Genomic DNA, 7,216 nt, shown 5'->3' with positions numbered 1-7,216 from the left:
CACCGCAAGAACCCGGTGACCATTGCGCCGCGCGTCCGAGAGCCGCTCCACCAGGAGCACGCCCACGCCTTCCGACCAGGCGGTGCCGTCGGCGCCGGCGGCGAAGGCCTTGCAGCGGGCGTTGACGGCGAGGCCGCCGTGCCCGCTGAACTCCGTGAAGACCCCCGAGTCGGCCATGATCATGGCGCCGGAGGCCAGCGCCATCGAGCACTCGCCCGAGCGCAGCGCCTGGATCGCCAGGTGCAGCGCGACCAGCGAGGAGGAGCAGGCCGTGTCCACCGACACGGCGGGGCCTTCCAGGCCGAAGGTGTAGGCGACGCGCCCGGACACGACGCTGCCCGCGGTGCCGGTCAGCACGTGCCCGGCGACGCCTTCCGGCAGCTGCGCGAGCGAGGTGGCGTACCCGGAGGACGAGGTGCCGGTGAAGACGCCGGTCCGGCTGCCCCGCACCGTGGCGGGGTCGATGCCCGCGCGTTCGAAGACCTCCCAGGAGGCTTCGAGGAGCAGCCGCTGCTGCGGGTCCATCGCGAGCGCCTCACGCGGCGAGATGCCGAAGAAGCCGGCGTCGAACTCCGCGGCGTCGTAGACGAATCCGCCTTCCTGGGGCAGGCCGTCGGCCCCGCCGCCCGCGGTGTCCGGCAGTCGCCAGCCGCGGTCCGTGGGGAAGGCCGCTATGCCGTCCGTCCCCGTGGCGACCAGCCGCCACAGGTCCTCCGGCGAGCTGACGCCGCCGGGGTAGCGGCAGCTCATCGCCACGATGGCGATGGGTTCGTCGCTGTCCGCCGTGCCGGTGCGCACCGCGGCCGCGGGCGTCCCGTCCGTGCCGGGCGCCTCGACCAGTTCGGCGTGCAGACGGTCGGCCATGACGGTCGGCGTCGGGTAGTCGAAGATCAGTGAGGCGGGCAGCCGCAGGCCGGTGGCCGCGCTCAGGCGGTTGCGCAGTTCGACGGCCGTGAGCGAGTCGAAGCCGAGGTCCTTGAAGGCCCGGTCCGGGCGCACGGCGCCCGCCGACGCGTGCCCGAGCACCGCGGCGGCCTGGCCGCTCACCAACTCCACGAGTGTCTGCCGCCGTTCGGCCTCGTCGAGTCCGCGCAGCCGCTGGACGAGCGTGGAAGCGGCCTCTCCGGCGGCGGCCACGCCGCGCCGCCTGCTCTGCCTGTGTGCGCCCGAGAGCCCTTCGAAGAGGGCGGGCCGTGCGGTCCTGCCGCGCAGGACCGCCGGGTCCGGCTTCATCGGCACGAGGAGCGCGTCGTCCACGGCGAGGGCGGCGTCGAAGAGCGCGAGTCCCTCCTCCGCCGTCAGTGCGCGCAGCAGGCCGCCGCGCGGTGTGCGTCCCGCGTCCGTCCCGCGCAGCTGGTCGATCATGCCGCCGGCCTGCTCCCACGGGCCCCAGGCCAGGGAGGTCGCGGCGAGGCCCTGGGCCCGTCTGGCCTGGGCCAGGGAATCGAGGAAGGCGTTCGCGGCCGCGTAGTTGCCCTGCCCCGGCGCCCCGAGCAGTCCGGACGTCGAGGAGAAGAGGGCGAACACGCGCAGGTCGAGGTCGCGGGTGAGCCGGTGCAGGTGCCAGGCCGCGTCGAGCTTGGGCCGCAGCACCGCCTCCAGACGGTCGCCGGTGAGCGAGGAGATGACACCGTCGTCGAGGACTCCGGCTGCGTGGACCACGCCGGTCAGCGGGTGCTCGGCGGGGATGCCGGCGAGCAGCGCGGCGAGCGCGTCGGCGTCGGCGGCGTCGCAGGACACCAGGGTGACGTCGGCGCCGAGTCCGGTGAGTTCGGCGGCAAGTTCCCGCGCGCCCGCGGCGGCCGCGCCGTTGCGGCTGGTGAGCAGCAGGTGCCGGACGCCGTGCGCGGTGACGAGGTGCCGCGCGAGGACGGCTCCGAGCGCTCCGGTGCCGCCGGTGACCAGGACGGTCCCGGTGCCGTCGAGCGGCTGCGGGACGGTCAGCACCACCTTGCCGATGTGGCGCGCCTGGCTGAGGAACCGGAAGGCCTCCGGGGCGCGACGCACGTCCCAGTCACGCACGGGCAGCGGGCGCAACGCCCCGCGTTCGAAGAGGGCGACCACCTCGGCCAGCATCTGCCCGATCCGCTCGGGTCCCGCCTCGATGACATCGAAGGCCCGGTAGTCGACGCCGGGGTGTGCGGCGGCGACCGCTTCCGGGTCCCGGACGTCGGCCTTGCCCATCTCCACGAACCGGCCGCCGCGCGGCAACAGCCGCATCGAGGCGTCCACGAACGGCCCTGCCAGGGAGTCCAGTACGACGTCGACGCCGCGTCCTCGGGTGCCGAACCTGAACTGTTCCTCGAACTCGAGCGTGCGCGAGGACGCGATCCGTTCGTCGCTCAGCCCCAGTTCCCTGAGGGTGTCCCACTTGCCCGGGGAGGCCGTGCCGTAGACCTCGGCGCCCAGGTGCCGCGCCAGCTGGACGGCGGCCATGCCCACGCCGCCCGCGGCGGCGTGCACCAGCACGGATTCGCCGGGCCGCAGCGCGGCCAGGTCGACCAGGCCGTAGTAGGCGGTCAGGAACACGATGGGGACCGAGGCCGCCTGGGTGAACGACCAGCCGTCGGGGATCCTGGCGACCATCCGGTGGTCGGTCACCGCGGTCGGCCCGAAGCCGCCGCTGAGCAGGCCCATGACGCGGTCACCGGGCGCGATCCCGGTGACGTCGGGGCCGACCTCGACCACGACGCCCGCGCCCTCGATGCCCATCGTGGCGCGTCCCGGGTACATGTCGAGCGCGATCAGCACGTCGCGGAAGTTCAGCCCCGCGGCGTGTACGGCGACGCGTATCTGGCCGCTCTCCAAGCCGTCGAGGGCCTGCGGGTGGGGCAGCAGGCCCAGGCCGTCGAGGGTGCCCCTGTTCTCGCTGTCGAGCCGCCAGGCGGGGACGCCGTGCGGCGGCAGCAGTGCGCCGTCACGTCCCGCGCGCACGAACCGGGGTGCGTACAACGTCCGCCCCCGCAGGGCGAGTTGCGGCTCTCCGCTGTCGAGCGCCGTCCGCAGGGCCGGTGCGTCGAGTGCGTACGGCTCTGCGGCGTCGAGCAGGACGAATCGGTCCGGGTTCTCCGACTGGGCCGAACGCAGCAGGCCCCACACGGGTGCGGCGGACAGGTCGGGCGCCGCGGCCGAGTCGGGTGCCGCGGCCACGTCGTCGTCGGGGCCGACGGCACCGCTGGTCAGCACCAGCAGCCGGGCGGTGTCGAACCGCGGGTCGGCCAGCCACTGCTGGACCAGGGCGAGGGCTCGGTGCGCGGCGTGGTGCGCGGCGGTGTTGTCGTCCGCCCCGGCTGGGCGTCCGGTGAAGTCGGCGATCACGACGTCGGGCGCATCGGCACCGCCGTCGAGGGCTGCGCCCAGCGCGGCCAGGTCCACGAAGGTGTCGAACGCCTCGAAGGCGGCGGGCCTCCCGGCCTCGTCGGCCGCGAGCGCGACGGCCCACCGCGCTTCGTCGGACGGCTGCTCCGCCCTCGGCGCGGCTTCGGCGACCTCGGTCCAGCCCAGCTGGAACAGCCCGTCCATGGTGGCCGCGGCCTGGTTCCGGAACTGTTCAGCGACCACCTCACGCAGCACCAACGACTCGACGGCCGCCACAAGTTGACCCGCGCCGTCCGCCAGGTGCAGCGACACCGCGTCCCGTCCCGCGGGGCTGATCCGCATCCGCAGCGTGGTGGCGCCGGTGGCCCGCAGACAGACCCCTCCCCAGGAGAACGGGAGCCAGCCGCGCCCGTCGGCGTCGACCGGTTCCCCGGCCGCATCCCGCTCCGGGGCACCACCGAGCAGCCCGCTCACCGCGAGGGCGTGCAGTCCGGAGTCGAGCAGCGCGGGGTGCACACCGAAGCCGTTCACGTCGAGGTCGGCCACCGCCACTTCGGCGAGCACCTCGTCGCCCCTGCGCCAGGCCCTGCGCAGCCCCTGGAAGGCCGGGCCGTAGTCGAATCCCCGCGCGGAGAGCTGCTCGTACACGGCATCGACGCTGATCGGGGTGGCGTCCTGCGGCGGCCATGCCCGCAGCGTGTCCCGTACGAGCGACGCGGCGGCCTCCTCCGCTGCCGCGTCGGCCGGCGCGAGGAGACCCGTGGCGTGCTGAGTCCAGTCGCTCTCGTCCTCGCCGTCGGGCCTCGAGTGCACGCCGACGGGCCGGCGGCCGTCCGCCTCCGGGGCGCCGACCACCACCTGCACCTGGACCCCGCCGGACGCGGGGAGCGCCAGCGGCGCCTGCAAGGTCAGCTCCTCCACCGCCTCGCAGCCGACGCGTTCGCCCGCGTGCAGCGCGAGGTCGACGAAGGCCGTGCCGGGCAGCAGCACCGCACCCATGACGGCGTGATCGGCGAGCCACGGCTGCCGCTGCGCGGACAGCGAACCGGTGAACAGGAACTCGTCGGTGTGCGCGAGCCCCACCGCGGCACCGAGCAGCGGATGCTCCCCCGTGCGCAGCCCGAGCTCGGTCATGTCTCGGGGCGCGGCCCAACTGCTCTTCGGCCAGTAGCGCTGGTGCTGGAAGGCGTAGGTGGGCAGATCCACGCGACGGGCACCCGTGCCGGCGTAGTACGCCGTCCAGTCGACCGCTGTGCCGCGTACGTGGAGTTCGGCGAGGGCGGTGAGCAGGCTCTCCGGCTCCTCGCGGTTCTTGCGGAGGGCGGATACGAAGGTGATCTCGCCGGAGTCGGAGGTGACGCAGTCCTGGGCGATGGCGGAGAGCACGCCGTCCGGGCCCAGCTCCAGGAACGCCGTCACGCCTTCCGTCTCCAGGGTGCGGATGCCGTCCAGGAAACGGACGGCCTCGCGGACGTGGCGGACCCAGTACTCCGGGTCCTGGACCTCCTCAGCGGACAGGACCTCGCCCGTCACGTCCGAGACGATCGAAAGCTGCGGGGGGTTGAAGGTCAGACCCGCCGCGACCTTGCGGAAGTCGTCGAGCATCGCGTCCATACGCGGGGAGTGGAAGGCGTGACTGACCCGCAGCCGCTTGGTCTTATGCCCCTCGCCCTCGAAGTGCGCGGCAATAGCGAGCACCGCGTCCTCGTCGCCCGAGATGACCGTGGAGCGCGGCCCGTTGAGCGCGGCGATGGACACGCCCTCGACCAGCAGCGGCAGGACCTCGTCCTCCGCCGCCTGCAACGACACCATCGCCCCACCGGCCGGAAGCGCCTGCATCAAACGCCCCCGAGCCGCCACCAGCGCGGCAGCATCCTCCAGCGACAGCACCCCAGCCACGTGAGCCGCCGACAACTCACCAATCGAGTGCCCGAGCAGGAAGTCCGGCTTCACGCCCCACGACGTCACCAGCTCGAACAGTGCCACCTCAAGCGCGAACAGACCCGCCTGCGTGAACTGCGTCTGATCCAGCAGCTCACCACCCTCGAAGACGACCTCGCGAAGAGGCTGGTCCAAGTGCCGGTCCAGCTCAGCGCACACCGCGTCGAACGCGTCCGCGAACGCCGGGAAAGCGGCGTGGAGTTCCCGTCCCATGGCGGCACGTTGCGAGCCCTGACCCGAGAACAGCACCGCTACCGGCTGGTCCTCGCCCGTGGTGGAGCCCACCGCGTCGGCGGTGCCGGGGTCATCCGCCAGTGCGGCGGCGCGACGCAGCAGGGTCTCGGTGTCCTTGCCGATGAGCACGGCCCGGTTCTCCAGGGGGGCCCGGGTCCGCGCCAGCGAGTAGCCGATGTCCACGGCGTCGAGGCCGGCCCCGTCGGCGTGGGCCAGTAGGCGTCCGGCCTGAGCGGCGAGCGCCGACGGCGACTTGGCCGAGAGCAGCCACGGAACGACCGGCAGGGACACCGTCGCGGGCTCGGTGGCTTGCTCGGTCTCCGGTGCCTGCTCCAGGATCAGGTGCGCGTTGGTGCCGCTCATGCCGAACGAGGAGACGGCGGCGCGGCGCGGCTCGCCCGTCTCGGGCCACTCCACCGGCTCCGTGAGCAGCTCGACGGCCCCGGCCGACCAGTCCACGTGGGAGGACGGCTCGTCGACGTGCAGGGTGCGCGGCAGCACGCCCTCGCGCATCGCCATGACCATCTTGATGACGCCCGCCACGCCGGCGGCGCCCGCCGTGTGACCGATGTTCGACTTCAGCGAGCCCAGCCAGAGCGGCCTGCCGCCGGTGCGCTCCTGGCCGTACGTCGCGATGAGGGACCGCGCCTCGATCGGGTCACCGAGGCGGGTGCCCGTGCCGTGTGCCTCCACCGCGTCGACCTGCGCGGCGGAGAGGCCCGCGTTGGCGAGGGCGTCCCGGATCACGCGCTGCTGCGAGGGGCCGTGCGGAACGGTGAGCCCGCTGCTCGCCCCGTCCTGGTTGATCGCCGAGCCTCGGATGACGCCGAGTACGCGGTGGCCGTTGCGGTGGGCGTCCGAGAGACGCTCGACCAGCAGGATGCCGACACCCTCGCCCCACCCGGTGCCGTCCGCCGCCTCCGCGAACGCCTTGCACCGCCCGTCCTCGGAGAGGCCCCGCTGCCGGGAGAACTCCAGGAACGCGCCCGGGGTGGCCATGACCGCCACGCCGCCCGCGAGCGCCATGGTGCATTCGCCCTGGCGCAGCGCCTGGGCGGCCCAGTGGAGTGCCACCAGCGACGACGAGCACGCGGTGTCCACGGTCGCGGCGGGGCCCTCGAAGCCGAGGGTGTAGGCGATGCGGCCCGACATGACGCTGGCGGCGCTGCCGATGGCCAGGTAGCCGCCGAGTTCGGCCGTGTCGTGGTGCAGGAGCGAGGCGTAGTCCTGCGCGTTGGATCCGATGAACACCCCGGTCCGGCTGCCGTGCAGGGAGGCGGGATCGATGCCCGCCTGCTCGATGGCCTCCCAGGAGGTTTCGAGGAGGAGCCGCTGCTGCGGGTCCATCGCCAGTGCCTCGCGCGGCGAGACACCGAAGAACTCGGCGTCGAAGTCACCGACGGAACTCAGGAATCCGCCCTGATCGGCATAGGACGTGTCCGGGTTGTCCGGGTCGGGATCGTAGAGCCCCTCGACGTCCCAGCCGCGGTCGTCGGGGAAGCCCGATATCGCGTCGACGCCGTCGGCGACCAGCCGCCACAGTTGCTCGGGCGAACGGACGTCACCGGGAAAGCGGCAGCTCATGCCGACGATGGCAATCGGCTCCTGCTCCTCGCACTCCACCTCCTGGAGCCGCTGCTTCGTCTGGCGAAGCTCAGCGGTCATCCACTTCAGGTGGTCCAGGAGTTTCTCTTCACTCGCCATCGAAACAGCACCGCCCCTT

The 7,216-nt window shown here is 73.3% G+C and carries 1 protein-coding gene; it reads right to left on the bottom strand.

Annotated features, from left to right (window positions below; translation table 11 throughout):
* Nucleotides 1-7,197 (bottom strand): type I polyketide synthase (locus tag IE255_RS38460; RefSeq protein ID WP_190055083.1); only part of this gene is annotated, 7,197 nt, incomplete at its 3' end.
* Nucleotides 7,198-7,216: the final 19 nt, after the last annotated feature.

Origin of the sequence: Streptomyces lomondensis, assembly GCF_014651035.1 — a bacterium.
Classification (GTDB): Bacteria; Actinomycetota; Actinomycetes; order Streptomycetales; family Streptomycetaceae; genus Streptomyces; species Streptomyces lomondensis.
This window is presented reverse-complemented; position numbering and strand designations above follow the sequence as displayed.